We start from the raw sequence: 24,936 nt of genomic DNA, 5'->3' as shown, positions 1-24,936 counted from the left end.
GGAGGGCGTCGAGCCAGCGGTCAGTGTGCGCCAGGCTCTCTGAGGGCGCGCGTGGCTGGTTCCGTGAGTGCGGGGGTACATACCCCTGCGCGCCAAGCTCGACGCCGCCACGGACACTCACTCGAAGCATTTCGCAAGACATGTCCCGGAGCGCGTCGGACCATCGACCAAAGTGCGCCAGGCTCTCTGAGAGCGCGCGTGGCTGGTTCCTTGCGTCAGGGGGTACGTACCCCTGCGCTCAATGCTGCACGCCGCCACGGACGCTCCTTTGACGCCTTTAGCAGAACCAACCCGGAGCGCATCGCGCCACCGCGCCTGCTTGGGCCCCGACGCACGAGGATCTGACTGTCGCGACTATCAAGAAGCGTCGTTAACGCACAACGAAAGGACGCGTCCCGATGACCAGAACCAGCCGCACCGCCGAATTCCTCGAGCGCGCGCTCGCCTTCTCCGGCCTCAGCCAGCGCGAGGTCGCCGCGCGGGCAGGCTTCGACAAGCCCAACATGATCTCCATGATGAAGACAGGCGAGACGCGGGTGCCGATCGAGCGGATCCCCGCCCTCGCGCGTGCCTGTGGCGTCGACCCGGTGCCCTTCCTGCGGACCGCGTTGCGCGAGTACCAGCCCGAGACGTGGCGCGTGCTCGTGAGCTATCTCGGCCAGCCGCTGACCCGGGACGAGGAGGTGCTGATCGACGCCTATGACGAGGCGCGCGAGGGGCGCGACCTCGATCTCAGCCCGGCCATGCGCGACGCCCTCGTCGTGCTCTTCCGCGAGCTCTTCGAGATGAAGGAGACCCATGCCGGCTTCCCCAGGGAGTGAGGCCTGACCACCGCCGGCGTGGGTCTGGGGTGTCGTTCGCCATCGACCGTGCACCCTGATCCATGTTGGCGGGAGCCTGCCCCCACTAGGGGCTGTCGGCTCCGAGGCCGTCATGACGCGGCGAAAAACCGGGGTTGGCGACCCGTGTCTCAGCATCTCCATCAAGTCAGCGCTGACGTGGTTTTTCCGCCGCAGTTTGACTGTCACGCTGGCACATCCCTGCCGGCCTCACCGAACCTCCAAAGCGTGGTATACCCCAGGCTGACAAGGCCCGGTGCTTGCGCACACTGTACGATTTTCGACGCCTCAGCCCCATGGTTCGGGACGCGCCTTAGTAACTTTATAAAGATGAATTCATTCCTGCCTTCATTTTTGGCTGTCAGGTGACAGACGGTTACATCCAGACAGAAGCGTCCAGTGTCCAGGCATACAGAGTCCGAGGGAGAGGAAGACAGGCAGTGAAGACGAGCTGCGTCACCGTTCATTGCTCTTCCTCTGTCTTTGTCCTTGTTTCTCCCCCCCCTATTGAGGTCGCGTCAAACCCGGACGATGGATCGCGCATCTTCTCCCCCAGCGCGGTTCCTGCTCAGCTCAAGCCTGATCCATCTGGGCGTCCTGTTGGCCCTTCCAGGTCGTTGAGAGCCGGTCGAGCGTCTTTCTCGCTCTCTCGTTCAGTTCGGTGAATTTGTTGAACCGCTTCTCGGGCACCGACGGGAGCATCGAGTGGTTCATCAGGTCCATGTCATACTTGCGCGCACGTCTGTTGAAGGCGCGCCGCTGTTCCTTCTCGGCCCACTGGTACATGGCGAGCCCGAACACACCCGCTTTCCGGAATGCTGTCTCGTACCTGGGAACCCGGATCGCCTGTACCAGCTGTTCAACGTTCACCGGCTCCGGCCCGGCATAGACCATCGTCGGGATGTAGAACCGGAAGAAGCGCTTCCTGATCTTCTTGATGGCCGCGGGAAGATCATCGAGCCTGGATACCCGCAGCTCATCCAGCGCCGGTCCTCGCAGCGTGATCTCCATCCGAGCGCGCCGCTCCCCTTCGTCGAGAACGGTTCTGGTTCCCGCCGCACGCTTCTGATTGTCGATGACCTTGTGCATGATCCGGAAGCTCACGCCTGGATGGTCCCCTGTCATAGCGGCTGCGTCCCGCGCCCCGTAGTAGATCGTTCCGTTGGCTTTGGGCCGATTGTAGTTTTTTAGCTCTAGGGCTGCATCGCGTATCGGATCCACCCCGAGCGGGACGCCGTAGCGCTCCGGTTGCTTCGCGTCGTCATGCGTCTTGTCCTCGGAGGGTATCGTCAGCAGGTGTCGCGTTTCCCTGCTGCCACCCCAGCAGCATCGCGGGAAGCTACCGAGGTCCCGCCAGTAATCGGCATCGGGCAGCAGGTGGCGCCACAGCAGCTCTGTCATCAGCCACCGGTCCGCATCGGACTCGTCGTTCGCATACCAGTCGACGCTGATCTCGATCTCCTCGATCGTTCCGGTGCAGCTGAGCCCCTTCTGCTCACCAAGCAACTTGATCAGCGTTTCGGTGAGCGTGCGCGTCGGCTGCTGGATCCTCGCGGTATGCGTATGACCCGAGCTGCCCGGGTGAGTGGGCTCGATCGACACGCTCACACCGATGGCCTCACGAAGGCGCGTCGAGAGCCTCGCGCGGTTCAGATGGCCGGCAGTTGTGAAGCCGATCCGGATGTAGTCCACCTCGGCACTTGCGGTGTAGCGGCTCAGGTCGAAGTCCGGGGTCAGGCGATAGCGCTCCGAGAACCAGGAGGCGTCCGACTTGGGGGGCTGCCAAAGATAGGTCAGGCTCAGATCTTCGGGGGGCGGGTCGCCGAACAGGTCCCGATAACTCTTGGTGTCGGCAAATTTGAGGGGTATTTCGAGCGACATCGGCTTCGATCGATAGGCGTAGTCGTATCGGTTGTTTCTGGATTGTCCGGAGTACATTGGTTGCTCGATCCTTTGGGGATTGCCCTTCTATAAGGCCCGGGTTGGGTGCGGCTGGCTGCAGCTTTGGGCGCATCATTGCCTGCAGCCACACCTTATGGTTGTACCGCTGACGTCTGGCGCATGACCCGCCCCAATACTGCCGCGGGCCTGGGCCGTGTTCCAACCGGAATGGCTGCGGCAGCTTTGCGGTAGCGCCTGCCCTGACCGTCGGCGTTGACCGACGGTCGGCGCGCGACCGGACAGCCTTTGGTTGGCGTGCTGCGTATCTGCCCGCAGAACCGCTCAGGTACGTGGAAGGCGCTCGAGTCGCCTGCTGTGTGCAGAGCGAACGAGCACGCCGTTACCGGACGCCTTCCAGCGAGATGCCTCGCGGTTGCCTGCGACCGCTCCGGTACGGGGGCGCCGACGGTCCGCCTCGGTCGATGCTTCATGCTCGCCTTGGCCGCCACCGGACCGCTTCCATGGACTGCGCCTTGGTTGACTGCATGGGCCGGATCCGGTGCGGGCATCATGCGTTGGCGGGCGTCCCACCACACCACCGTCACTCTGCCCGAGCCTGCCGGACGGCTCTGAGCAGCGCTTTCGACCGTCGTGCTGAAGCGGTCCGATACCGGCACGGATCTGAGTCGGGTGCTCTGCCGGTCTGACCACGGGGCGTCCGTTACCGGACGCCTCCCAGCGCGCCATTCTATGCCGGCGATGCTCCGGGCCGCGATCACCGGACGGCTCCCAGGCGCGTGGTTCGGGTCTGGGCAGCTGGATCGCTCTGGTACTGCCATGGATCCGCAGCAGGCAGTCCATGGCGCGGCGGCCACTGGTGCCGCTGCCGGACCTGCAGTCCCAGCATCCATCGCTACGTCTCGACCGCGGATGCGCTCCAGCATGGACCTGCCATCCCAAGGTGATGCCCATGGCGTACACGTTGGGGCTGGTGCATCGGTGTTCGGATAGGGCGGCACGGCATGACCTCCGCGTTCGCGGCGAAGGCCGCGTCGGGTCTGTTGATCTGTCGGGGGCATCAGGTCTCGATTAGGCTGCGGCGCTGCTGCTGACGCGTGACGGCACGGTCGGACGGCATGACCGGAGCCGCACAGGTCGAAGGTCTTGGCATAGATGTCACGCAGCCACTCATCCTGCTTCCGTATGCCCTCGGGGGCCGGGGCTTATGCTGCCACGTCATGCCGCTGCTCCTGTCCGTTGCGAGCGCGAGCTATGTACTCCCGCAGCGCGTGTCCAGAGGGCGCCCGCGTGAATCCGTCTCCACACGCGCAGACTGCCATGGACCGATCCATGGGCAGCTGCCCGGGATTGGGGAAAGGCTCGTCTCCGCTCTCGAGCGGCATCAGTGGGAAGCGCGTGGGACGGAATCTGGAAGTCCTAGATGCGGCGGGGAAGCCATGCTGCCGGGTGTCGGCAATTCCGGGCGGCCTGGGGGTGGATCCTTATAGTTACGGACGGTCGGGCGGTGTCCGGAGATCCGGCTGTCCCAGGCTCAGGCCGCAGTGCACGCTGAGAGCCTCCAGGAGCGTCGCTGACGGCCGCTAGCGGCGTCCGGCATAGTGACATATACGCAACACGACTCGCGCCTCCTGCACCGGTCTCAGCGCGTCATCGTTATGGGCGGGTGTCACAGTGCGGCTGGTCGCGATGGTGCAGCCGGCAATGCCTGTACCGGGCCCGTGCCTATGCCGCTCCCGGTCAGGGCGTGGGGCCGCTCGGTTACGTCAGGGCCGACTGCGTGACTGGTCGTCACCAGCCCGCGGCTGCTCGGACCTATTGGACGTCTTCCATCCGCATCGGACCGGGCCATGCACTGCAAGCCGTCCGGTACCGGCGAGAGCCCCAGAAAGCCGCGCTGATGGCCGCTAGGGGTGCTGGGTGAGTGCTGATATGGGCAACACGGCTCGCGGCTCCTGCGCCGCTTTCAGCGCCTCTCAGGCCGGTCATCTGGCGTGGTGGGGTGCCCTGCTCCGGCGCCGCGCAGTCTGCTCGAGCTTAGGTGGCCGATCGGGGTGCTCCGCGGCCCAGTTACGGACATCCACCTGACCCATGCGCGGAGCGCCGCCAGTCCATGGTGTGCATTGACATGTACGGCGTTTGCCCGTACATGACGCGCATCAAGGAGGCCAGCCATGTTTGCCATTGGAACCGTCATCCCGACCCCGGGCAAGATGGAAGCGCGCAAGGAGGTGCGTATGCACCGCGCAGATGAGGAGCGCATCAGGGCGGCCGCGGCGGCGACCGGTCTGCAGGAGGCTGACTTCATCCGTCAGGCGGCCCTTCTGCGCGCCGAGGAGGTGGAGCGGCGCGTCTCTCTCTCCCTTTTGCCCGAGGACGCGTTCGGGGCCTTCAGGGCAGCAGTCGAGGCGCCCGCTCAGGTCTTGCCGGGGCTTGCACGCGCGGCGGAAGCCTCCAAGGGCATCCTGAAGGATGCGGGCTGAGGCCGCGGCGGACAGGCCTGCTCTGTCGATCAGCCGGTTCGACAAGGCATTCCATGACCGCACCGCGTTTTCCTGTGGCTACGGTCCCATTGATAATTTCCTGAAGTCGTCGCTCTCGGAGCAGGTGAAAGCGGGGATGGTCGCCGCCTGGATAGCAACCGCAGACGGGGATCCTGCGGTGCTCGGCTTCTATACGCTCGGCGCCATGGCAGTCCGGCCGGACCCGGGACCAAGGAGCTGGCAGAGGGCCAGAGTGCCCGACATCCCGGTGATCTACATTCGCGGGTTGGCCGTGCGGAAGGACATGCAGGGCAGGGGCCTCGGGACGGCTCTCCTTGTCGATGCCATGCGACGTTGTGTGCGCATCTCGTACCAGATGGGCGCCGCGGCCATCGTGCTCGACGTATTGGAGGATGGGAAGTTTGAAGATCGCTGGAACTTCTACGCCGAGCTTGGGTTCAAGCCCCTCGGTGATCCGGGCAACCCGCACCGCGTCTACTTTCCGATGGCAGATGTGCGCGCGACCCTGGGCTGACGGTCCCGGTCGAATTGGAGTAGGGTCAAGCTGGGGTAACATGCGGCCTGCCGCCTGCATGGGCTCCCACCTCAACGCTGGGGCGGCGCCTCGTTACTGTTTCCATATCTGAGATTATACTCGCATGCCTGCCGCCGCCACCGGGTCAAGCCCGGCCTGGGGAATGCTCCGGCACAGAGACGGCGTCTACTCGCGACACGGGTATCCCGGGGCCATTCGGGAAAGGCAGCGCTCGGCGTCACCTGCATAAGCCGGTCCGGGCAGATGCCTTGAAAAAAAGAACGCGTGTCCCGGCCGGCGGCGGTGTATCGGATCAGCGGTTGCGTAAACCCGATGCCGACGTCCTCAGCGATCACACGCGGCGTCCGACCGCTGGTCAGCGCCAGCCGCTCCGCCTCACGCTGAAACTCCGGTGTCGGTCTGTTCCCGTTTCCCATGGATCACCTCCTCGTTCCTCAGTTGGTGCTCTCCACATTCTCCCGACAAGTCCACAGGCCGGCGATGCGATCGAAGCGGAGCTGCTCATGGCAGATGTCGGCTCCGGAGCGACCCTAATAGCGGATCGTGCCTATGAAACAAACTTGGTCCGCGATCATGCCGAAGCCGCCGGGATCCGGGCGAGCATTTCGTGCCGCGCGATCCGAATGCAGAGCTTGGTGTTCAGCAGATAGGTCTACCGCTAACGCTGCCATGGCGCGGTTACTGTAAGATCCCGATGCTTGCCGAGCGTTGGTGAGACTTCGAGCTTTCGATGAGCCGGTCAGGCATATTGAAGGCCATAAGCGCCCGCCAAGATCGGCATCTTGTCCCTCGAAACTTAGACTGCAGGGTTGGACAACCCTGTTCAGCCCCCACATCTGATGCTGAAACCCAGCAGATGATGAAGGGATGTACGGCATGGTGACTGTTCTGACGCTCCTCGCCGGCTTTGCCCTGCTCATCGCAGGCGGAGAGTTTCTCGTCCGAGGCTCGGTTCAGGTCGCGACAAGGCTCGGCGTCTCGCCGCTGGTCATCGGGCTGACGCTCGTGGGTTTCGGTACGTCCACGCCCGAGCTTGTCATCTCGGTGCAGGCGGCGCTCAGCGATGCGCCCGGGATCGCCTATGGCAACATCGTCGGATCCAACATCGCGAACATCCTGCTGATCGCGGGCGTTGCCGCACTCATCAGCCCGATGGCGATCGCCTCGACCGCGCTGCGGCGGGACGGGGCGGTCATGGTGGCCGTCGCTGCGCTCTTTGCCATGCTGTCGCTCGCGATGCCGCTGGGACGGCTGGTCGGGGCGGCGTTTCTCGCGATGCTTATGGCCTATGTCTACCTCGCCTTCCGGCAGGAACGCAGGGCGCCGGCTGCCGACCACACTGCCGATCATGGGGCTGTCTACGACAAGAGCCTCGCGCTGCAGGAGGCCGACCCCGCGCTTGCGCCGCCGCATCCTCCCGCGCGCTCGCTCGGCTGGTCGGCGGCGATCGCGCTCGGCGGGCTTGTTCTCGTCGTTCTGGGCGGTCGACTGCTGGTCAGCGGCGCGGTGACGCTTGCGCGCGACTTCGGCATCTCGGAGACGGTGATCGGCCTGACCATCGTGGCCGTCGGCACCTCGATGCCCGAATTTGTCACTTCGGTTGTCGCCGGGTTGCGGCGGCAGGGCGACGTGGCCTTCGGCAATATTGTCGGATCCAACATCTACAACATCCTCGGGATCGGGGGTGCTACGGCCCTGATCGCGCCCGGAGCCGTGCCGGTCGAGATCGTGCGCTTCGACAACCTGGTGATGATCGGCGTCTCGCTCGCGCTCGTGGCTTTTGCCTGGACCGGCCTGCGGATCTCGCGCCGGGAAGGCGCGGCGCTGCTGGCAGGCTATGGGATCTACCTGTTCGTGCTGTGGCCCTGATCAGCTGCGGCTTAGGTCCGCGGCGCGTTTCGTGGCCAGCAGCTTGTCGATGCGGCGGCCGTCGAGGTCCACCACCTCGATCCGCCAGGGACCCAGGTCCAGATTGTCGCCGAGGGCGGGGAGGCGGCCTATCCGGTCGATCACGAGCCCCGCCACCGTCTCGAAGTCACGATCCTCCTCGAGGGTCAGGCCGATGCGGTCGGCGAACTCGTCGGCCGGCATCCAGCCCGCGACCAGCAGGCTGCCATCCTCGCGCGCAACAAGCCTCGGTTCGGCCTCCTCGCCTTCGGGGAACTCGCCGGCAATGGCCTGCAGGATGTCCATCGGCGTGATGATCCCCTCGAAATGCCCGTATTCGTCATAGACGAGCACCATGTGGGCCGGGGATTTCCGAAGCGTTTCCAGCACGTCGAGCGCGGCCATGCCGTCCTGCACCACCGGCGCCTCGATCATGACCTCGCGAACCCCCGGCGTGGCCGGGCCGGGATCGAGGAAGTCGCGCGACTTCAGCACACCCACGATGTTGTCCGCGCGGCCGTCGCGGACCGGCAGGCGGGAATGCCCGGTTTCGCGGAAGCGGCGGATGACCACGTCAGCACTATCCTTGACATCGACCACCTCGACCTCGTGGCGCGGCACCATGAGGCCGCGCGCGGTGCGGTCCGCGATGCGCATGACACCGGCGATCATCTCGGTCTCCGCCTTCTCCATGACGCCGGCGGAATGCGCCTCCGATAGCACCAGCTTCACCTCTTCGTCAGTCACCCCGCGATCCGCCCGGCCCGATTGGCCCAGAAGTGCAAGCACGGCCCGGCCGGAGCGGTCGAGCAGCCAGACGATCGGGGCCGCGACGATCGCGATCAGGTTCAGAAGCGGCGCGATCCGCACGGCGACCGCCTCGGGCGCGCGCAGGGCGATCTGCTTGGGGACAAGCTCGCCGAACACCAGCGAGAGATAGGTGATCGCGACGACAACGCCGCCCACACCCAGGGTCTGCGCGAGGCCCTCGCTCATTCCAACGCCGGCCAGCGCATCGGCAAGCCGCACGCCCAGCGTGGCGCCCGAAAAGGCGCCGGAGAGAACCCCCACAAGCGTGATGCCGATCTGTCCGCTCGAGAGGAACCTGCCCGGATTGGCTGCAAGCCTGAGGGCAATGGCCGCGCCGCGGCTGCCATTGTCGGCGAGGACCTGCAGGCGGGCCGGCCGCGACGACACGATGGCAAGCTCGGACATGGCGAGCACGCCGTTCACCAGGGTCAGGGCAAGGACGATCAGGATCTCGAGAAGCATGTGATTGCGTTCCGTGGTAAAGCCCGCGCCGCGGCGCGTCAGGCAAAGGTGTTGACCAGCAGGTAGAGCGCGGACTTGACCAGAGCATAGACCACGCCCACCACGATCAGAAGCGACACAAGGCCCAGCAGCGTTCCTAGCGCGATCCACAGGCTGTCACGTTCGAGGATGCCCAGCGCGATCACGCAGATGGCAAGCGCGGGGATTGCGCTGAAAGGCGCAACAATTCCCTCGCAGGAAAGACAAGCGCTCTGCCTCCGCTCCTTTTGCGCTGGCAGGGAGCATCTGTTCTAGCTCCCGTGCTCCGGCGCGAGGCTGGCCTTGAGCACTGCGGCGGTCGCAAGGAATGGCGCGCAGGGACGTGACCCCCGCAGGACGCTCCGCTGGCATGAGCGGCGGAACCGGCCCGGTGGCCTAGTCATCCATGGACCCCGGAGATGCCCCTGCATCAGGTCAGGCTGAGGACGCTCATGAGCGCGACGCTGACGCCCCGAGCCAGCGTCGCGTGAAGCGGGGGGCCATCATACCTTGCCGCCGAGCGCCACACGCCCACAACCACCATGAGATTGAAGGGCAGCGACAGCCCGTATCCAACGGCCAGCGCCGGCAACGGCTGGTCATAGGTGAGCAGAATGAGGAAAACGACGCTCGTGCTGACATTAACGAGCAGGCCGCCTACCACCGTCCAGCCCCAGAATGCCTCGGACAGGGGAAGATTGCCCATCCAGAGGGCGCGGAGCTTTTCCATTCAGTTCTCCTTCCGGCAACATATCGTCCCCGCTAGTCACCGCCTCAATCCGTGGCCGGCTTGGCTTTCTTCAGCCTCTTCGCGTGGTTCGCGATCCAGTCCATCGCCGCCAGCAGCACGCCTGAGACGACGAAGACGAGGTGGATGATGACCATCCAGCGGATCTGTTCCGTCTCGTACTTGCCCACATCCATGAACACCTTGAGCAGATGGATGCCGGAGATCGCCACGATGGAGGCGACGAGCTTGAGCTTGAGTGCCGAGAAATCGACGTCGCCCTGCCAGTCGGGACGGTCCACATGCCCCTCGAGGTCCATCCGGCTCACGAAATTCTCGTAGCCTGAAAAGATCACGATCATCAGCAGGTTGGCGGCGAGGCTCAGGTCGATCAACGCCAGCACGCCGAGGATCGCGTCGTCCACGCTCATCGTCGCAATCCCGGTGACGAAGCGGAAAAGCTCCAGCGCAAAGATCCAGACAAGGACGGCTATGGTGAGAACGAGGCCCAGATACATTGGGGCAAGCAGCCAGCGGCTGGCAAAGAGGCTGCGCTCGATGAGGCGTTCCATAAGGCTGCTCTACGCTCGGGTGATCGCTGAGGAAGGGCCTTACAGCATCCTGCGTGATGCGGCTACACGCATCGACGGGTCATTGAGGCTTGCCTTGCCTTCAGCGGACTGTGGCACTTGTCATCTCGAATTCGCAAACGCCACCAGCGATGAACGCCTTCTGCGCCTCCGTGAACTTCGATGCCTTCATCGTTCTCAGCTCCTCTGCCAGACCGGAAAGCTTAGCCGAAAACTCCAGCTCCAAACGGTCCAGTTCTCAGGGGGCAGAGCACTATCGCGCGTGGTGCCACCGGGCCGGGTTTTAGGGCGCTTTTGCTCCAGCTTGAGGCAGCACGAAGTTGCTGTCTTCAGCGGCTGGATATGATCGTCCGTGGTGGTGTTTCCAATATGGCCGCTACTGCATTGCGAACGCCTGAGCCTGCATTCCAACATCTGCCACTGTTGTCACCGGTCGAGGCGGGCATCCTATCTGTCCGGGCAACGGTAAACCCTGGGATCTGGCAATCTTGATGTGGGTCAAGGCGCCCCTGCGTGATCGCGAATGGGCGTTCAATCATGAAGGATCTGGGGCCAGCACTCGACCTTGTCATGCCGATGATCGCGCAGATTGCCTTCAGCGAATGGAGTAAAGGCGATGCTGGAATATCAAGTCACGGCACGGCGCATCGACCAACACGGCGCGCTCGCACAGGCCGGGAAAGCCGAGATCGCGCTCGATACTGACGTCAAGGGCCGCATGGATGCGTTCAACCCGGCAGAGCTGTTGTTGGCGGCCGTTGCGGCCTGCATGATCAAGGGGATCGAGCGCGTTGCGCCGTTGAACCATTTTTCCTACCGCGGCGTGGAAGTGAAGCTGCGCGGTCTGCGTCAGGACAGCCTGCCCTTCATGGCGGAAATCACTTACGAGCTGATCATCGACACCGACGAGGACGATCGCAAGCTCGCGCTGATGCATCAGAACGTTCGCAAGTATGGTACGATCTTCAACACCGTGTCGGCGGCCACGAAGCTGGATGGGACAATCCGCAGAAAGGCAGCGGTCGATTGAGCTGATGGACCTTGGGCGCGTAAAATAACCAAGAACTTCAGGCGATTGCCGAGGACGTGACAGCGAGGGGCGGGCAGATCCGTCACGAATTGCCCGAGGCGATCAAGAACTGGTGGCGCGCGCAATCGGCGTGGCGCAGGGCGCCAATGCGCTCGGTAGCTCGGGCTGTCATCGGATCGGCGCCTCACGAAGGACATGCCTTCGCGCCATGCCTCTCCGTCCACGCGAGGGAACCATTTACAAAACTAGAATTGTAGTTATGTTGATGCCATGACCACGATCAGCCCCAACGCCCGCGCCCTTGCCGCCCTTGGCCATGATGCCCGCCTGTCGATCTTTCGCCTGCTGGTGAAGGCGGGGGATGAGGGGCTGCGGGTCAGCGACATCGGCGAGCATCTGGGACTGGCGCCCTCGACGCTTGCGCATCACCTGTCCACCCTGGTCGATGCCGGGCTGGTGCTTCAGGAGAGGCAGGGCCGCGAGGTGTTCAACTGCGTCGATTTTCCGGCGATGCACGCGCTTGTCGGGTTCCTGACCTCCGAATGCTGCGCCGGGGTCACGGTCCGCTCGGCGGAGGATGCCGCATGAGACGGGTGCACCTTTTTTTGCGGCATGAAACAACGGCAAATCCGGAGATCTGGTGATGATTGACACGACCCTGCCGACACCGGGCCTCCGGTCCGCGCTGCGCCATCTCTGGCAGGATCAGCGGGTCTGGCTTGCGTCGGCGCTGATCCTCGTGGCGCTGGTGGTGTTCGACACGGAGCAGTCCGCCGAAACTGCGCTTTTCGCGGGCGATGCGCTGCTGGGCACCGCGCCGTTCCTGATCCTGTCCATAGCCATTGCCGCCTGGGCGAACGCGACCGGCGCCGACAACCTGATCGCCCGGGCCTTCACCGGCGCGCCCGTGCTGATGATCGGGTTGGGCGCGCTGGCCGGGGGCGTCTCGCCCTTCTGCTCCTGCGGGGTGATCCCGCTGATCGCCGCACTCCTGGCGATGGGCGTGCCGCTTTCCGCCGTCATGGCCTTCTGGCTGGCCTCGCCGATCATGGACCCGTCGATGTTCGTGCTGACGGCGGGGGTGCTGGACCTCGAGTTCGCGGTCGCTAAGACCATTGCCGCCATCGGGCTCGGCGTGTTCGGCGGCACCGTGGTCCACCTGATGATGAAGGGCGGCGCCTTCTCCGATCCGCTGCGCGACGGCATCGGCAACGGCGGTTGCGGCGGCGCCAAGATCCGCGCGCCCAAGCCCGTGGCCTGGCGCTTCTGGGACGACGCGGATCGCCGTGCGAAGTTCGGAAGGACCGCGCTGAGCACGACGCTGTTTCTGGCAAAGTGGCTGACGCTCGCCTTCATCCTGGAAAGCCTGATGCTGGCCTGGATCCCGGCCGAGACCGTCACCGCGGCGCTGGGAGGCGAGGGGCTGCTGCCCATCGTGACCGCAACGCTGGTGGGCGTGCCCGCCTATCTGAACGGGTATGCCGCGCTGCCGCTGGTCGGCGGGCTGATCGAGCAGGGCATGGCGCCCGGTGCCGGCATGGCCTTCCTCGTGGCCGGCGGCGTCACCTCGATCCCGGCGGCGATGGCGGTCTGGGCACTGGCGCGGCCACAGGTCTTTGCGCTCTATATCGGCCTGTCGCTGACCGGCGCCTTCGCTTCGGGATTGCTTTTCCAGCTCTGGATCTCGATTGCATGAGCCTGTTGCGACCGGGCGCCCCGGCCCGGTCGTTCCCTTCCTGATTGAAACGCCATCATGATCCCAAGACTGTCTCCAGCGCGGCGCGGGCTGATCGTCGCCGCCCTCGGCTCGTCCCTCACGGTCAGCTGGGCGTCCAGCTACTACATCCCCGCGGTTCTGGCGGTGCCGATGGCCGAAGACCTTGGCCTGTCGCCGGTCTGGGTGTTCGGCGCGTTTTCCATGGCGATGGTGGTCTCGGCGATGGTCGGGCCATGGGCCGGGGCGCGGATCGACGGCGCGGGGGGGCGGGGCGTGCTGATGCTGTCGAACCTCGTGTTCGCGGCGGGGCTTTGCCTGCTTGCCGTGGCCCCTGCGCCCCTTGTGCTTTTCGCGGGCTGGGCGGTGATCGGGCTCGGCATGGGGATCGGGCTCTACGAGGCAGGCTTCGCCACGTTGGCGGGGATCTACGGAAAGGAGGCGCGCGGGCCGATCACCGGCATCACCCTGATCGCGGGCTTCGCCAGTACGGTGGGCTGGCCGCTTTCGGGACTGATGCTGGCGACATGGGGCTGGCGCGAGGCCTGCATCGGCTGGGCGCTGATCCACCTGCTTGTCGCCCTGCCACTGAATGCCTGCCTGCCGAAGGGCACCGGATCGAAAGCGGCCCCGACCTCGCCGGTCGAGGACGGGCCGCCACCGTCACGCATGGCGCTTGGCTTGCTGGCCTTCGTCTTTGCGGCGACCTGGTTCAATTCGACCGCCATGGCCGCGCATCTGCCGGGACTGCTGCAGGCCGCGGGGGCGAGCACGGCCGTCGCCATCGCGGCCGGCGCCCTGATCGGCCCGGCGCAGGTCGCCGCAAGGCTGCTTGAGTTCGGCCTGCTGCGCCGGTTCCATCCGCTGATCTCGACGCGTGCGGCTGCCGCGGCGCATCCTCTTGCCGCGGTGGCGCTCGTCACCTTCGGAAGGCCTGCTGCCTATGCCTTCGCGCTGCTGCACGGGGCGGGGAACGGCATCCTGACCATCGCCAAGGGCACGCTGCCCCTGGCGCTGTTCGGCGCAGGCGGCTACGGGCGGCGCATCGGCTGGCTCAACGCCCCGGCGCGCATCCTGCAGGCGGCGGCCCCGCTCATCTTCGGGGCGGCACTGACGGCCTGGGGGCTTTCGGCGATCTGGCTGACCGCGGGGATCGGGCTCGCTGCGCTGATCGCTCTGCTCCTGTTGAAGAAGCCCTAAGCGTCCTTAGTCTCCATCCCTTGCAGCGGTAGCAGATCCCGGAAGAATGGTTGATGGGTGCGGCGGCACATGCTCGCCCTGCATCGAAGTGAAGAACAGCGAAACATCAAAAAAAACCGACAGATTGGCGGCTGTTCTCCAAGGCTTAATCGCCTGCCTGCCGTCAGCGGCGCTCTCAGGAGGTCTCAGGGCCTGATCTGCGACATGCTGCCTGACCTGCCACTGAACTTTCATCCAGTTGCGACCGGAGGCGATCCAATGCTCATAGACATTCTCTCCGAGCCCGCGCACCTGCGCGTGGGTCTTTGGAAACAGGCTGGCCGATGCCAGTTCACCGCCGTGGGAGTACTTCGAGATGATAAGCTTGTCGCCGCAGGGCCTAATCTTTGGGCGCTCCCATGGCAGAAGGCGGGCGACCGTCTCCTGGATCCACGGCGCGCCGGGGTCGGCGGCCAGTTTCGACCGCATCTCCTCGGTCCGGTCCCGCAGCCTCGTGAGCATTGTGGCCGGTCCGACGCAGCGGACCTCCGCACGCATCTCGGGGAAACCGATCGGCTGCTGCAGTCGGTGTCTGGTGTGGGCATAATTGTCGCTGTCACACCCATGTCTGAGTTGCCGGGGATTGGCACAGCCGATTGCTGAAAGATCGCGGCTCTCGCTGGAATTGCAACTAGTGCCCGGGACTGTGGCCAGCGCAACGGAAGACGGCTCTTCGGTCGCGGAAGTGGTCTGCCCCCTGAAAAGTGGTCCTCCCTGAAGTAGGCTTTCGAGCCAGATGGAGGACGAAGGAATGCCCCAGAAGAAGTACAAGCCCGAAGAGATCGTCGCGAAACTCCGCCAGGTCGATGTACTCGTGTCGCAGGGCCAGTCGGTGGCCGAGGCGGTGCGGTCGATCGGCGTGACCCAGTTCACCTATTACCGGTGGCGCAAGGAGTTCGGCGGCCTGAAGACCGACCAGGTGAAGCGGCTCAAGGAACTCGAGAAGGAGAACGAACGGCTTCGGAAGGCGGTCTCCGACCTGACGCTCGAGAAGCTCATCTTGCGCGAGGCCGCGTCGGGAAACTTCTGAGCCCCGCCCGCCGTCGTGCTTGCATCGACCACGCCCGGCAGAAGTTCCGCATCTCGGAGCGGTTCGCCTGTCGCGTGCTCGGGCAGCATCGGTCGACCCAGCGGAAGATGCCGCGCGGAAGGGCCGATGAAGACGCGCTGACCGCGGACATCATCGCGCTCGCCTCGCAGTACGGACGCTACGGCTACCGGCGTATCACGGCGCTCCTTCGGGAGGCCGGCTGGGCGGTGAACGTGAAGCGGGTCGAACGGATATGGCGGCGGGAGGGGCTCAAGGTTCCCCAGAAGCAACCGAAGAAGTCGAGGCTCTGGCTCAACGACGGGTCCTGCGTCCGTCTGCGGCCCGAGCGTCCGAACCACGTCTGGTCCTACGACTTCGTCGAGGCCCGGACCCACGACGGAAGGAAGTTCCGTATGCTGAACCTCATCGACGAGTTCTCACGCGAATGCCTGGCGATCCGCATCGACCGGAAGCTGCGGTCGACGGATGTCATCGACGTATTGTCCGACCTGTTCATCCTGCGAGGCGTGCCCGAACACATCAGGTCGGACAACGGCCCGGAGTTCGTGGCCAAGGCTGTGCGGGACTGGATCGCTGCCGTCGACGCAAGGACCGCCTACATCGAGCCGGGCAGCCCTTGGGAGAACGGATACTGCGAGAGCTTCAACGCCAAGCTCCGCGACGAACTCCTCAACGGCGAGATCTTCTACAGCCTGGCCGAGGCGAAGATCGTCATCGAGAGCTGGCGCCGGCATTACAACACCAAGCGCCCGCACTCATCGCTGGGCTACAGGCCGCCGGCCCCCGAGGTCATCTCGTGTCCGGCTTCGCCATCCGGAGCCACTTCGCCGGCCACGCCAGCCGTAGCGCCAAGACCCGTCATGCACTAAGACTGAAACCGGACCACCCGATGGGGGCAGGCCAGTCCATTGGCTCGAACCAATGGCGCCTCAATGGACGACCCCAGAGCATGTTGGGTGCCGGCACCCGGAACTGGCGGTTCACCTTGTCCAGCGGACAGGGCGCCTTCTTGTCGGGGATCGTCGTCCTGTGCGGCTTGCCCCGGATAATGCCTTGAATACCCATGTCCTTCACCAACCCTGCGACTGTGCAGCGGGCGAGGTTGAAGCCCTCGCGGCGCAATTGGTGCCAGACCTTGCGGACGCCGTAGACACGCCAGTGCCAGGCACCGGTCGGATGAGTTCGGCTGATGCGACGAATTCCTCGGGCCAGGACATCTCGACCCCGAACCCTTGATCCTGCGTTCCGCTCATACACGCCACGGCACTCTGGGCTGATCCATGTCAGCCTTGCTTTATCCGCCGTGGGCTAGTCTCGGCCGTACGGACGGCCTGCCACGGGCCGATCATCAAGCGCGGGGGAAATTGATGAACCAGATCATATACATCGTCGGACTTATCGTGATCGTGCTGTTCATTCTGGGGTTTCTCGGGCTGCGCTGAGCCCGGGCGCCCGGGCATTTCCCGTGAACCGGACCGACGCGACCCTGCCGGCCGGAGCCGCACTGACGCATTTTGGCGCTGCGCGCGCGCCAATGGTCGAAGCTGATGCACACGGGGTCTCCGCCCGTCCGACCGTATGAAGGGCGCGCGGGGATCCAGTATCCACACAGGAGTCACAGTCATGGAGAAGGACCGCATCAAGGGGACCGCCAAGCAGGTCGAAGGCTCGATCAAGGAAGGGCTTGGCAAGGCATCGGGCGACAAGGTGCTCGAGGCCGAGGGCAAGATCGAAAAGGCCGAGGGCTTTTTCCAGAAGGCATTCGGCAAGCTCAAGGATGCCCTGCGCAGGGGCTCGCGCTAGGTTCCGGCTGGGAGTATCCGCGCTTTCCGATTTTCTGGCCCGGGCGGAGGACACCTATCGGAGCCGCCACTCGTGTCGCGTCAGAGGGGACTCGACGGGTCTTGCTGCGGGGTGGATCAGGGTCTGCGGACAGAATTGCCGCCGGCCAGGATGCCGTTGATAAGGGCTGCAACGGCTGCGTGCATCGCGTCATCGCCGCCCGCAGGCGCGTGCATGTGCGCCGCCGCAGCATCCGAGAGCACGCCGACAATCTCGTTTTCCGGCAGGATCTTGCGATCGTTCAGGGCCAGCAGCAACGACTCGCAGATGGAAAGCGCGGCAAGTCCGGCGATGTCGTTGGGAACGGGCATGAGGGGGGTCGCCTCCTGTTTTGCGGCGGTTGGGGCCAGGCTAAGTCAGCCGAGCGATTTTGCCATGATAGCCGCATTCCCGCGGGCAGAACTGACATGCAGCAGCTTTCGGCGCCCGATCCGCGGTATCTGAACAGGGGAACAAGCTGACGCAGATGCAAGGATGAAGGGGGGCGTGTTGAGCCTGGACAGTCCGTTATCCAGAAAACTGTCGGTGTTCGTCGCCCTTTCGGACACCGATCTAGAAACTCTTGCGAGCCTGTACCGACGGCGTCGCAGGTTTCGGTCCGGGCACGAGATGGTGCATGAGGGCCAGAAGAACACATCCGCCTTCATCCTGGCAAAGGGCTGGGCCTGTTCCTACAAGATGCTGCCGGACGGGGCGCGGCAGATCGTGGACTTCCAGGTTCCGGGCGACATTCTCGGGCTGCGCAGCATCCTGTTTCGCACGGCCGATCACAGCATCGAGGCGATCACCGGGATCGAGGTTTCAGAGGTGCTTGCCCCGGACATCATGAACGCGTTCGCGAACGCTCCCCGGCTGGCAACGGCCGTGCTCTGGGCTGCTTCCAGGGACGAGGCGATGGTGGTGGAGCATCTGGTGGATCTCGGCCGTCGCTCGGCCGAGGTGCGCATGGCGCATTTCCTGCTGGAGCTCGGGGAACGGTTGAAGCTGGTGGGCGTGGGGGATGCGAAGGGTTTCAATTGCCCGCTGACGCAGTATCACCTGGCCGATGCGCTGGGTCTGAGCGCGGTCCATGTGAACCGCGTCCTTCGCCATCTGCGCGAGGAGGGGCTCGTGACCTTCAGGAAGGGGCGCGTCGTCTTTGACGATTTCGCCCGGCTGACGGAGCTTGCGGGCTTCGAGCCGGGATACCTGGATCAGGACGGTCCCCGGCTGCGGTGAGGCGTTCTCCCCGGCAAGCCTGCCGGGGAGATGTCGTCATTCGCTTTCGAAGATCAGGAGAGCGCGCGGCGCGCCGCTTCGAGCTCACGGGTGCACTCACCCTCGTTCTTCGCGGCGAGCGCTTTTTCGGCCGCCTTGTAATGCGTCAACGCCTCGTCCTTCTTGGGACCGGCGGGCGCCTTGTCCCAGGCTGCCTTGACGGCCTTCATCTTGTCAGCGGTGCCGGACATCGGGGTCTTGTTTTCCATGTGCTTGTTCCCTTGCTGGTCTGTTCGAACTGACGAAGCCGCCCGGCCGGGCCGGAACGATGCCCGGTCAGCGAACCGGGAAGCTTCGTCGATACTCGATACAAACGACCGACGGCGAAAATTGCTGCCGTCCCGAGGACCATAGCGGGACGGGGCGGCGGCGAAGCTGATGCAGGTTGGTGCGGACATGGATTCTTTGCCCCCTGAAAACGGAATGGACGGGCGCGGGCTTTTGCCCGGCCCGTCCAGCAAGCGCCGCCGGCGATCCCGATCAGTTCGTTGGCGTTATGATGATCTCGACCCTGCGGTTCTGCGCCCGCCCGGCCGCGGTCGCGTTCGATGTGATCGGCTCGTAGTAGCCGCGCCCCGACACGGTCATCCTTGAGGCGGACGTGCCGGCGGCCACAAGCTCCATCGCGACAGCCATCGCGCGGTCCCGGCTGAGTTGGTTGTTGTAGGCGGCCGATCCGACGTTGTCGGTGTGGCCCACGACCCGCACGGTCGAGTTCGGATGGCGCTGCAAGCTGTCCGAGATCGCCCTGAGCGCGGGCCGGAAGCCGGGATCGACAACCGAGGAGGCGGTTCTGAAGGTCACCGCCTCCGGCAGGATCACCCGAAGCTGGGAGCCGGCGTTCAGCACATCGGCGCCGGTTCCGGCCAGCGACTGGCGCAACTCGCGTTCCTGGCTGGCCATCTGGGCACCGATCGCGCCGCCGACCGCTGCACCGATCGCCCCGCCGATCAGGGTCGAGCGGGTATCCCCGCCGATGATCTGGCCGGCCGCAGCCCCGGTCAGCCCGCCGATGACGGCTCCGGTCGCGGGCTGGTTCGCGGTCCCTTCATTGTAGGTGCAGCCGGATAGCCCAAAGGTTGCGGCAGCAACGGCAATGATCACCTTGTCATGATAGCACATCTCGCGTGTCCTTTCCTGGGTGAGCCCTGGACAGTCGCTGCCAGGCGATCACACCGAACTCCTTGGAAAATGGCATGAATCACGATGAGGTATCCTGATCTGTGTTAGGCCCCGTGGCCCCTTACGCCCGCCTGTCGCCACAGGATGGGGCAGGTGTCGGACCTTTGCCGCCGATGCGGCGGCGCATTCCCGCCGAACAGAGGACATATCGAGGAAAGCAGACGCAGATCAGTCGGGGCCGAGTCGTCCCGTGGTAGGTTTGCTTCGGGATACGGCGCCCGGCGAAGCTTTCGGCGCGTCGCGCGTTCGGTCGATCGCGGGCTGTCGCCGACGCAGCGGGCGCCTCCGGTTTCGACGGAAGACGACGTTTTCCCGCGGACCCCAATGCAACCGTGTCGAGGTGAACAGATGCCGACCAATTCCCTGCGAACCACCACGGCGCTTCTTGCCGCGCTGTCGCTCGCTCAGCCGTTTCCGGCGCTGGCCCAGCCCGCGCCGCGCGCCAACGAGAACGCCACCGAAAACGCTGAGGCGCCCGGGCGCGGATCGGGAAACGAGCGCGCGGCACGTCCCACCTTCGTGGAGATCTGCGCCGAGGCGATGATCGACGAGGCCCGCGCCTGCGAACAGCATCTCGCGGAGCTTCTGGTCGCGGCCGAGGCGCGCGTGACGGATGCGGTGGAGGCCGCTGATCGCGCCAGGCTCGAGGCAGAGGCGGCCGCACGTGCATCCGCCGAAGCCGACGCCACCGGGAAGACCAAAGCCGAGGCAGAGAAGCTGGAACGCGCCGCCGCGGATGCCGAATTGCGCGCCACCGAGGCGGTCGATACGGCCAGCTGGCTTGCCGCCGAAGCCGAGGCGGCCGCAGAGGCTGCAGCCGAGGCGGAAGCGGCTGCCGCAGACGAGGCCGAGGCGCAGGCGGAAGCGGCGGCTGAAGCAGAGGCGGCGGCTGAAGCGGAAGCGGAGGCTCAGGCCGAAGTAGATGCGGCGGCAGAGACACAGGCCGCGGAAGAGGCCGCGAAAGACGCCGGAGTGGCAGAGGCAGAAGCAGCGGCAGAAGCCGAAGCGACGGCTGAAACAGAAGCTGAAGCGGCGGCTGAAGCAGAGGCAGACGCCGAAGCAGCGGCAGACGCCGAAGCAGACGCAGCGGCCGAACCCGAGGCCGATGCCGCCGCTGCCGAAGAGGGCGCGCCCTCGGAAACGGAGGCCGCCTCGGGAACGACCGAACCGTCCGCTCCCGTTGCGCAGGACTGTGCAGCCGAGATCGTCGATGCCGACGGAACCATCCGCTGTGTCGATGAGCTGACCCCGGAGACAATCGACGCCATCGCTGCCGACACCGAAACGAGCACCGGGGCCGCGAGCGAGGCTGAAGTCGCCATCGAGGAAGTCGACGAAGGCGACCGCCGCTCGAGCAGCGAGGAATTCGTCGAATGGCGCCGCGATGCACAGACCGATCGCAGTGACACGGAAGCCGCCGATACGGCCGCAACGGCGACCGCGGACAGCGACTCCGGGCTGAGCAACCTCGAGAAGGCGGGCCTCCTGGCCCTCGGCGCGGTAGTGGTCGGCGCGATCCTGTCCAACGGCCAGCGGGTGGAGGCCAATACCGGCGACCGTGTGATCGTGGTCGATGACGATGGCACCTACAGCGTGCTCAAGGATGACGATGCGCTTCTTCGAGAGCCAGGCGCGGAAGTGCGCACCGAGCGCTTCAGCGATGGCTCGTCGCGAACCGTCGTCACCCGCGACGATGGAACCCGTATCATCACGGTCCGGGATTCCACCGGGCGCGTCCTGCAGCGCCGGCGGGTGGACCCGGACGGGCGCGAATACCTGCTGATCGATGATACCCGCGTGTTCGAGCCGGTGAACTTCGCGGATCTGCCAAGGCCAGCCTTTGACGACTACGACTACCGGGCGGCGTCCGACCGGGAAAGCCTGCGCCAGGCGCTGTTGGCGGCCGATCAGCGGATCCTTGGGCGCAGCTTCAGCCTGCGGCAGGTCCGGGAGTATGCCGATGTGCGCGAACTTGCGCCCGAGATCAACCTCGGCGCGATCACCTTCGCCACGGACTCTGCCGCGTTGCAACCGTCGCAGGCCGAACTCCTCGAGGAGATGGGCCTGCTGATGCGCGACCTGATCCGTGAAGATCCCACCGAGCTGTTCCTGGTAGAGGGCCATACCGACGCGGTCGGAAGCGCCGGACACAATCTGCTTCTGTCGGATCGCAGGGCCGAGTCCGTGGCGCTCGCGTTCAGCGAGTATTTCGGTGTTCCGGTCGAGAACATGGTCGTGCAGGGCTATGGCGAACGCTTCCTGAAGATCCAGACGCAGGCGGCCGAGCGGCTCAACCGGCGCGTCGCCGTCCGCAGGATCACGGCCCTGGTGCGGTAGTGTCGCGGCCACGGGCCACCGCCTGGCTAGAGGGACGAGCGCGCAGCAAGCGCAGGAAAAAGGATGAAACCTACCATGACGACACCCCTGCCGGAGACCACCGAACTGGAGCGGCGGGTGCTTGCCCATGAAAGGGTGCTGCAGGCCCTCATCGCCTACATGGCCCGCACCGAGCCGCGGTTCATCGACCACCTGAAGGAACGCTTCGTCGAACCGATGCGCATGGCGCATCACGAACAGGACCACCTTGAAACCGACGACTACGCGGAAGAGTTCATCCGTTCCATCATGCTCATGGGAGAGGCGATGGCGCCCCGGAGGCGGGAGCCTCTGGGCGCGGAAGAGCATCCGGAGGGGACTGGATCGCGTGGCCCGTCCGCGCAGTACCCGGCAAAGCAGGGCCGGGTCCAGGTGCGCGAGCGAAGCGGGATCTGGGAGGTGCGGCTCGACGGCAAGTTTCGGGGCGACTACCACCGGAAGGAACACGCCCTCGCAGCCGCGGCCCTGCTGAAGCAGTCACTGTGATGACCGGTGGCGGCAGGGCGACCGTTCCGTAGGGTTTCGGGATCCGGAGTGCTGCAAACAACGCCATGTCGCCGGGATCTGACAAGCGTGATGCCGATCCGCGCGTACGAGAGTGACCCTGGAGGAATTGTCACCAGGCACAAGGCGATGGTCGCGCCCACATGATGGCAAACTTGGACATGGCCGTTGCAGCGTCACCAGGGTCAGACCAGGGGCGATCGGCTTTTCCACAAGCCCGCAATGCGAGCAGGCGCCCCTTAAACAGACCTGTATCAATCCCGCGCCTGTCGTCTCGTGTCATGTTGCCATCGGGATACGGCATCCATGGGGCGTGTCGGCCCGTTTGCTGTTCGGGTGCTGCTGGTGGATGCGGGCTGATCGACGCCCTCCTGCAGGCAGATAACCCGCAAGGCTTGAAGGAGTTCTTTCATGAGCCGCCTTTCGCATTCCGAAGTCCACATGGTGCACAGGATAGGCTGGCTTCGTGCGGCCGTTCTGGGCGCAAATGACGGGATCGTCTCGACATCGAGCCTGATCGTCGGGGTTGCCGCCGCAGGCTCGGGCAAACCCGAGGTGCTTGTTGCCGGGCTTGCCGGGCTGGTTGCCGGCGCGATGTCGATGGCCGCCGGTGAGTACGTCTCGGTCAGTTCCCAGACCGACGCCGAACGGGCGGACATCCTGCGCGAGACGGGCGAACTGGCAGAAACACCGGCCCGGGAACTGGAAGAGCTGACGCAGATCTACGTTGCGCGCGGGCTCGATCGCGACCTTGCCGGAAAGGTCGCCCATCAGCTGACCGCGCATGACGCGCTCCGCACGCATGCCCGCGACGAGTTGGGCATTTCGGAAACGGTGATGGCGCATCCGATACAGGCCGCGGTGGTGTCCGCGCTGACCTTTGCGGTCGGGGCCGCGGTCCCGCTAATCATAGCTCTCCTGTCACCTGCCTCGCAGGTCACCGTCATGGTGGCGGCGTCCACCCTTGTTGCCCTGGCGGTGCTGGGCGCATCAGGTGCTTCCGCCGGCGGTGCGGGGATTGCCAGGGGCGCTGCAAGGGTGACTTTCTGGGGCGCCCTTGCGATGGCTGCGACGGCGTTGGTCGGGATGCTTTTCGGTGTGACGGTCGGGTAGGGGAATGGCCTGCGGGGGATGGCAGAACGCAGGGGCCGAGCCGCGCACGGCCCCGGGCCGGCATTTCGGGCGGCGTCTCCGCGCCCTCGGGGAGGCGCTTTCGGTTGACTTCCGTCAACTCGCATCCGGCTGAAGTTGCTAGCTTTCAGGCATCCTGCACCTTTCAGAGGCGCATTCGCGGCGGACGGGGATCTCGGGGGTGGGTTCGGCAGGCGGAATGGCCGCGCGAAAATTCGGCAATGGAGGCTGACCGCGTGCCTCGGTCGGGCACCAGGGCGGCCGATACGCAATTCTCGAGGGCAAGCGCTGCGAGGTAGCGGCGTGTGAAAGGTGGATCACCATGGGTCGCAGCGGAATGTTACTGGTCATCGCCGTGCTCGTCGCGGGCCTGCTCGTGATCGGCTACCTGTACTACCAGGAAAGCCAGAGCGGCATCGACATCGAGATCGGCGAGCAGGGCGTCACGATCGAAGGAAACTGATCAGCCGGGGCCGCCGCGGGGCGTGCGGTCGCGGCCAGCAGGTCACAGAAGCGCGTCGATGGAGGAAACGTCATGACGCTCGGCACCATTCTCGTCATCATCCTGATCATCTTCCTGCTCGGGGGGTTCAGCGGTCGCTTCGGCGGCTATGGCTATGGCTACGGGCATGGCGGCGTCGGCGTGATCGGCGCCATCCTCATCATCGTCCTGGCGCTGGTCCTGCTTGGCCGCCTGTGATGCCGCGTGCCCTCGCTACTCCACCCGGCTGAGGTGGAGTTCCGGGCGAGACCGGCCGGCCTGCGTCAGGCGGCGGCGTAACTGGTGAAGACGTCTGCCGATCCGTCCCGCTGCACCAGCAGGACATCATAGGCGTCGCGCGCGCTTTCGGGGCCCATGCCGGGCGAGCCGTAGGGCATGCCGGGAACCGCGAGACCGACGGCCTCGGGGCGTTCGTCAAGCAGTCGGCGAATGTCTGCTGCGGGAACATGGCCCTCGATCATGTAACCCTCCACCCTCGCGGTGTGGCATGAGCCCAGTTCCGGCGGGATGCCGTTCTCCAGCTTGTAGCGCATCAGAGCCGTGCCGGCAGCGGCCTCGGTCGTCACGGCAAAGCCGTCCTGCTCGAGGATCTCGATCCAGGCCGAGCAGCAACCGCAGTTGGGATCCTTCACCACGTGGATCGCCGGTCCGGCGGCTTGCGCAAGGCGGCCGAGCGGCGAGGCCACCACCAGCGCGGTGCCCCCGGCCAGAAGCATCCGGCGCGACAAGGTGTTCGGGGTCATCTGGTTCTCCTTCCGGGACTTCATGTGTGTCCCGGCAGGTCAGAGGTCAACCTGCCTGAGCCGCAGGGCATTCGCGATCACCGACACCGATGAC

General features: G+C 65.3%; 27 protein-coding genes and 1 pseudogene. 17 read left to right on the top strand and 11 right to left on the bottom strand.

Annotated elements, in window-relative coordinates:
* Positions 1 to 398: 398 nt before the first annotated feature.
* Positions 399 to 821 (top strand): helix-turn-helix domain-containing protein, encoded by a 423-nt coding sequence (locus HMH01_RS17205; RefSeq protein ID WP_171327039.1) that lies wholly within the window; start codon positions 399 to 401, stop codon positions 819 to 821.
* 591 nt (positions 822 to 1,412) lie between these two features.
* Here HMH01_RS17205 and HMH01_RS17200 read toward each other — a convergent pair.
* The gene (locus HMH01_RS17200) at positions 1,413 to 2,777 is read right to left on the bottom strand and encodes a hypothetical protein (RefSeq protein ID WP_171327038.1); all 1,365 of its coding nucleotides are present in this window, start codon (positions 2,775 to 2,777) and stop codon (positions 1,413 to 1,415) included.
* A gap of 2,135 nt (positions 2,778 to 4,912) precedes the next feature.
* Between HMH01_RS17200 and HMH01_RS17195 the strand changes: the two genes are divergently transcribed.
* The 3 genes from HMH01_RS17195 to HMH01_RS17185 all read left to right on the top strand — a co-directional run bounded on the left by HMH01_RS17195 (position 4,913) and on the right by HMH01_RS17185 (position 7,646).
* Positions 4,913 to 5,221, top strand: a complete 309-nt coding sequence (locus HMH01_RS17195; RefSeq protein WP_171327037.1) for a type II toxin -antitoxin system TacA 1-like antitoxin — start codon at positions 4,913 to 4,915, stop codon at positions 5,219 to 5,221.
* Positions 5,211 to 5,756 (top strand): GNAT family N-acetyltransferase, encoded by a 546-nt coding sequence (locus tag HMH01_RS17190; RefSeq protein WP_171327036.1) that lies wholly within the window; start codon positions 5,211 to 5,213, stop codon positions 5,754 to 5,756. Before HMH01_RS17195 ends, HMH01_RS17190 begins: the two co-directional genes overlap by 11 nt.
* An 897-nt stretch (positions 5,757 to 6,653) precedes the next feature.
* The gene (locus tag HMH01_RS17185; RefSeq protein ID WP_171327035.1) at positions 6,654 to 7,646 is read left to right on the top strand and encodes a calcium/sodium antiporter; all 993 of its coding nucleotides are present in this window, start codon (positions 6,654 to 6,656) and stop codon (positions 7,644 to 7,646) included.
* Here the strand turns inward: HMH01_RS17185 and HMH01_RS17180 are convergent, their stop codons facing one another.
* From HMH01_RS17180 to HMH01_RS17165, 4 genes are all read right to left on the bottom strand, one after another.
* Positions 7,647 to 8,936, bottom strand: coding sequence for a hemolysin family protein (locus HMH01_RS17180; RefSeq protein ID WP_171327034.1), 1,290 nt, complete (start codon positions 8,934 to 8,936; stop codon positions 7,647 to 7,649).
* A gap of 38 nt (positions 8,937 to 8,974) precedes the next feature.
* On the bottom strand, positions 8,975 to 9,142 hold the full coding sequence (locus HMH01_RS17980) for an exopolysaccharide biosynthesis protein (RefSeq protein WP_343035395.1): 168 nt from the start codon (positions 9,140 to 9,142) through the stop codon (positions 8,975 to 8,977).
* A gap of 242 nt (positions 9,143 to 9,384) precedes the next feature.
* On the bottom strand, positions 9,385 to 9,684 hold the full coding sequence (locus HMH01_RS17170; RefSeq protein WP_171327033.1) for a hypothetical protein: 300 nt from the start codon (positions 9,682 to 9,684) through the stop codon (positions 9,385 to 9,387).
* 44 nt (positions 9,685 to 9,728) lie between these two features.
* Complete coding sequence (locus HMH01_RS17165; protein WP_171327032.1) at positions 9,729 to 10,253, bottom strand: TIGR00645 family protein; 525 nt, start codon at positions 10,251 to 10,253, stop codon at positions 9,729 to 9,731.
* 634 nt (positions 10,254 to 10,887) lie between these two features.
* On the opposite strand from HMH01_RS17165, the gene HMH01_RS17160 reads away from it, so the two are divergent.
* From HMH01_RS17160 to HMH01_RS17145, 4 genes are all read left to right on the top strand, one after another.
* Positions 10,888 to 11,301 carry an OsmC family protein gene (locus HMH01_RS17160; RefSeq protein WP_171327031.1) on the top strand — a complete coding sequence of 138 codons (414 nt, stop codon included), beginning with the start codon at positions 10,888 to 10,890 and terminating at the stop codon, positions 11,299 to 11,301.
* Positions 11,302 to 11,571: 270 nt separating this feature from the next.
* On the top strand, positions 11,572 to 11,889 hold the full coding sequence (locus tag HMH01_RS17155; protein ID WP_171327030.1) for an ArsR/SmtB family transcription factor: 318 nt from the start codon (positions 11,572 to 11,574) through the stop codon (positions 11,887 to 11,889).
* A 55-nt stretch (positions 11,890 to 11,944) separates the two neighbouring features.
* On the top strand, positions 11,945 to 12,997 hold the full coding sequence (locus HMH01_RS17150; protein ID WP_171327029.1) for a permease: 1,053 nt from the start codon (positions 11,945 to 11,947) through the stop codon (positions 12,995 to 12,997).
* A gap of 57 nt (positions 12,998 to 13,054) precedes the next feature.
* Positions 13,055 to 14,215, top strand: a complete 1,161-nt coding sequence (locus HMH01_RS17145) for an MFS transporter (RefSeq protein WP_171327028.1) — start codon at positions 13,055 to 13,057, stop codon at positions 14,213 to 14,215.
* Between the two features lie 6 nt (positions 14,216 to 14,221).
* On the opposite strand, the gene HMH01_RS17140 is transcribed toward HMH01_RS17145, so the two are convergent.
* Positions 14,222 to 14,683, bottom strand: coding sequence for a hypothetical protein (locus HMH01_RS17140; RefSeq protein ID WP_171327027.1), 462 nt, complete (start codon positions 14,681 to 14,683; stop codon positions 14,222 to 14,224).
* A gap of 322 nt (positions 14,684 to 15,005) precedes the next feature.
* Here HMH01_RS17140 and HMH01_RS17135 point away from each other — a divergent pair.
* Positions 15,006 to 16,174 (top strand): IS3 family transposase gene (locus tag HMH01_RS17135; protein WP_171327026.1). Its coding sequence is split into 2 segments (ribosomal slippage): positions 15,006 to 15,270 and positions 15,270 to 16,174, totalling 1,170 coding nucleotides; the frame shifts between segments, so codons are not numbered across the junction.
* Positions 16,175 to 16,247: 73 nt separating this feature from the next.
* Here the strand turns inward: HMH01_RS17135 and HMH01_RS17760 are convergent.
* Positions 16,248 to 16,517 (bottom strand): annotated as a pseudogene (locus tag HMH01_RS17760) (IS3 family transposase); the annotation flags it as partial.
* A 68-nt stretch (positions 16,518 to 16,585) separates the two neighbouring features.
* Between HMH01_RS17760 and HMH01_RS17125 the strand changes: the two are divergent.
* Both HMH01_RS17125 and HMH01_RS17120 read left to right on the top strand, forming a co-directional pair.
* On the top strand, positions 16,586 to 16,747 hold the full coding sequence (locus tag HMH01_RS17125; protein ID WP_171327014.1) for a hypothetical protein: 162 nt from the start codon (positions 16,586 to 16,588) through the stop codon (positions 16,745 to 16,747).
* Positions 16,748 to 16,928: 181 nt separating this feature from the next.
* Positions 16,929 to 17,108 carry a CsbD family protein gene (locus HMH01_RS17120; RefSeq protein ID WP_171327024.1) on the top strand — a complete coding sequence of 60 codons (180 nt, stop codon included), beginning with the start codon at positions 16,929 to 16,931 and terminating at the stop codon, positions 17,106 to 17,108.
* 116 nt (positions 17,109 to 17,224) lie between these two features.
* Here the strand turns inward: HMH01_RS17120 and HMH01_RS17115 are convergent, their stop codons facing one another.
* On the bottom strand, positions 17,225 to 17,458 hold the full coding sequence (locus tag HMH01_RS17115) for a hypothetical protein (RefSeq protein WP_171327023.1): 234 nt from the start codon (positions 17,456 to 17,458) through the stop codon (positions 17,225 to 17,227).
* Positions 17,459 to 17,621: 163 nt separating this feature from the next.
* Here HMH01_RS17115 and HMH01_RS17110 point away from each other — a divergent pair, with 163 nt between their 5' ends.
* Positions 17,622 to 18,365, top strand: coding sequence for a Crp/Fnr family transcriptional regulator (locus HMH01_RS17110; RefSeq protein ID WP_171327022.1), 744 nt, complete (start codon positions 17,622 to 17,624; stop codon positions 18,363 to 18,365).
* A gap of 53 nt (positions 18,366 to 18,418) precedes the next feature.
* Here the strand turns inward: HMH01_RS17110 and HMH01_RS17105 are convergent, their stop codons facing one another.
* A complete protein-coding gene (locus tag HMH01_RS17105; protein ID WP_171327021.1) occupies positions 18,419 to 18,613 on the bottom strand; it encodes a hypothetical protein in 195 nt (64 codons plus the stop codon).
* A gap of 271 nt (positions 18,614 to 18,884) precedes the next feature.
* Positions 18,885 to 19,526, bottom strand: coding sequence for a YiaD family glycine zipper/OmpA-like lipoprotein (locus tag HMH01_RS17100; RefSeq protein ID WP_171327020.1), 642 nt, complete (start codon positions 19,524 to 19,526; stop codon positions 18,885 to 18,887).
* A gap of 408 nt (positions 19,527 to 19,934) precedes the next feature.
* Between HMH01_RS17100 and HMH01_RS17095 the strand changes: the two genes are divergently transcribed.
* The 5 genes from HMH01_RS17095 to HMH01_RS17080 all read left to right on the top strand — a co-directional run bounded on the left by HMH01_RS17095 (position 19,935) and on the right by HMH01_RS17080 (position 24,297).
* A complete protein-coding gene (locus tag HMH01_RS17095; protein WP_171327019.1) occupies positions 19,935 to 21,923 on the top strand; it encodes an OmpA family protein in 1,989 nt (662 codons plus the stop codon).
* 75 nt (positions 21,924 to 21,998) lie between these two features.
* Positions 21,999 to 22,448: a hypothetical protein gene (locus tag HMH01_RS17090; RefSeq protein WP_246237470.1), complete on the top strand. Its 450-nt coding sequence runs from the start codon at positions 21,999 to 22,001 to the stop codon at positions 22,446 to 22,448.
* 429 nt (positions 22,449 to 22,877) lie between these two features.
* Positions 22,878 to 23,579: a VIT1/CCC1 transporter family protein gene (locus HMH01_RS17085; RefSeq protein WP_171327017.1), complete on the top strand. Its 702-nt coding sequence runs from the start codon at positions 22,878 to 22,880 to the stop codon at positions 23,577 to 23,579.
* 355 nt (positions 23,580 to 23,934) lie between these two features.
* Positions 23,935 to 24,060: a hypothetical protein gene (locus HMH01_RS17975; RefSeq protein WP_281365988.1), complete on the top strand. Its 126-nt coding sequence runs from the start codon at positions 23,935 to 23,937 to the stop codon at positions 24,058 to 24,060.
* Between the two features lie 72 nt (positions 24,061 to 24,132).
* A complete protein-coding gene (locus HMH01_RS17080) occupies positions 24,133 to 24,297 on the top strand; it encodes a DUF3309 family protein (RefSeq protein WP_171327016.1) in 165 nt (54 codons plus the stop codon).
* A 65-nt stretch (positions 24,298 to 24,362) separates the two neighbouring features.
* Here the strand turns inward: HMH01_RS17080 and HMH01_RS17075 are convergent, their stop codons facing one another.
* A complete protein-coding gene (locus tag HMH01_RS17075; RefSeq protein ID WP_171327015.1) occupies positions 24,363 to 24,842 on the bottom strand; it encodes a DUF411 domain-containing protein in 480 nt (159 codons plus the stop codon).
* Positions 24,843 to 24,936 lie beyond the last annotated feature (94 nt).

Source organism: Halovulum dunhuangense, assembly GCF_013093415.1.
Lineage (GTDB): Bacteria > Pseudomonadota > Alphaproteobacteria > Rhodobacterales > Rhodobacteraceae > Halovulum > Halovulum dunhuangense.
The sequence above is the reverse complement of the archived record's forward strand: the minus strand, read 5'-3'. Positions and strand labels throughout refer to the sequence as shown.